The following is a 2091-nucleotide window of genomic DNA, read 5'->3' as shown; positions in this document are numbered from 1 at the left end:
CGGCTTGTCATGAACCCTTGCAAGTGATGGCCCGGAATGAGTTCATGATGGACGACGGCACGAGAGAAGTGAATATTGTTACCGCGCATCGACATCAGCTTGTCGGCATGAGCCATTTCGCTCGTCGGATACGACACTTGCACGACTTCTCCACCGAGAAAGAAGGGTGCCACCTTCTGTCGCTCGGGTGAAAGCATCGTCATCCGCCAGACCTCCTCTGCGAGGGGCGGTATGGTCAGAAGATCGTTCTTCCGAAGGAAGTCGACAGCTTCGTGCGCCAACTGCCGAACGAGTTCGGGCTGAGCGCCCGGTGCCACATGCAGTGTTTTGACGTGCTCGAGCGCCGCTTTCCAATCATCACCGTAACCCAGCTCGGCTGAGGCCGCGCGCATTTCTCGTTCACACCACGCATATTCGAGATCGGCAATCTCTACTAACTCCGCGGCCCTATATGGTATCATCTCATGTTGGAGGTCGGCCCCGAGCCCATCCGCACCGATCGGGTCGCCAACGATGGGCGGATCCTCATCCTCGGTGAATCCGACCACTTCTCTTCTGAGGAAGTCGGCATACTCGCGAATCGATTCCGTAGCCTGCCGGGCGGGCTGCTTCGTCCACCATGTGAAGGTGGGGTCGAACTCCGCGTAGTGTTCGTACCAGTTCTCCAACTCTTCGACAAGCTGCTCCAGCCAGTTCGCGGTTCGCAGCGCGACGATCCGTGAGGGCATCCCAGCCGCCGATGGATCGGACAGCCGAGTTCTCATTTGCTCGATCGCTGCGGGAATTCCGGCAAGCTGAGTCGCTGCGCCGCCGGCATCAACACTCACAAAACGATGTCGGGCCTCCTGCAGTTCTATCACGCTGTCGGCGAAAGGAACCAGGTCGTCCATATCCTTGCGCAGAGTCATCTCTCGGAGAAGCAACTGGAGTTCGTAGCGAATGCGGTTCTTTAGCAGAGTCGCGTCGATACGTCCCTCGGTACTGAGCCCTTCGTAGTCCAGTGACTGGAGGTCGTGCTGCCATTGCTCGTAGAATGACCTCATTCGCTCGCGCCGAGCCGAAGAAAAAGCGACATTCCAGCGTCGAAGGAGTGCATCTCTGTCCGTGCTGTACACTTCCACCAGATCGCGGAGTTCGCTCGTCGAATGAGTTTGATAAGTCGCCGTTTTCTGCGATGCGGCCGGTGTGGGCAGCAATACGAAGCTGCCTGCCAGGGCGAGAATTCCTAGCCGGAGGGGAGAATCCTGGAATCTTTTCACGCGAGTACGGAGGCGCATGGATTCATCTTAAAGATGAAGAGGAACGTCGATTTTCCAAGGTACCTGATGCGAATCATTCGTGCTTCTCACGATCCTTGCGGCGGATCTTTCGTTCAACGTCTCGACGCCCACCAAAACACGATCGATGACCACATGAATCAGTTCGGTGAAGATCGCCAGGCTCACTGGGATGCCGTCTATGAACCGGGTGATGTCGAACACCTGGGATGGTATGAGGACTCTCCGGAGCAGTCCATCGAAATGATAAAGTGGACCAGGGCTCCCCGGGATGCCCTCATCCTCGATGTCGGGTCTGGCGCGTCCACTCTTATTCCGAATCTTCTGAGCCTCGGGTACGAGGAGATCGTAGCGACTGACGTGAGCGCGAGGGCGCTGGCAGAAGCGCGTGGCAGGATGCCCGCCGCCGATTCAGAACGTGTGACGTGGGTCGTCGACGATGTGCTCAGACCCGATTCGCTGGCGAGGTTGGCACGACGAGTACATGTCTGGCACGATCGTGCCATGTTCCATTTCTTGATTGATGACCGTGAGCGAGATCTGTATCTCGACACGTTACACAGGCTCGTGCGTCCTGGTGGCCACGTCATCATTGCGGCGTTCTCCCTCGACGGGGTCGATCGTTGCAGCGGTCTTCCCGTACGGCGCTACAGTGAGGTGTTGATTGGTGACGCTCTGGGCCCGGAGTATCGTCTGGTACATTCGTTCGGCTACAAGTATCGGACGCCCTCGGGCGAGCAGCGTCCATACGTGTATACGCTCTTCTGTCGAGATGCTGGGTAGACAACTGACCGGTAACAACACCGCGGTCGCA

Annotated in this window: 2 protein-coding genes; one reads left to right on the top strand and one right to left on the bottom strand. The window is 57.6% G+C overall.

The window, feature by feature from the left end:
- Nucleotides 1–1277 (bottom strand): DUF885 family protein (locus HKN37_14390; GenBank protein ID NNE47837.1); only part of this gene is annotated, 1277 nt, incomplete at its 3' end.
- 135 nt (nt 1278–1412) lie between these two features.
- Here HKN37_14390 and HKN37_14385 point away from each other — a divergent pair.
- The gene (locus HKN37_14385; GenBank protein NNE47836.1) at nt 1413–2060 is read left to right on the top strand and encodes a class I SAM-dependent methyltransferase; all 648 of its coding nucleotides are present in this window, start codon (nt 1413–1415) and stop codon (nt 2058–2060) included.
- Nucleotides 2061–2091 lie beyond the last annotated feature (31 nt).

It is taken from the genome of Rhodothermales bacterium, assembly GCA_013002345.1.
Taxonomy (GTDB): Bacteria; Bacteroidota; Rhodothermia; order Rhodothermales; family JABDKH01; genus JABDKH01.
The sequence above is the reverse complement of the archived record's forward strand: the minus strand, read 5'-3'. Positions and strand labels throughout refer to the sequence as shown.

Excerpts from the sequence above, each read along its gene's own strand:
- HKN37_14385 (NNE47836.1), top strand. The coding sequence starts at position 1,413 with ATGAATCAGTTCGGTGAAGATCGCCAGGCTCACTGGGATGCCGTCTAT.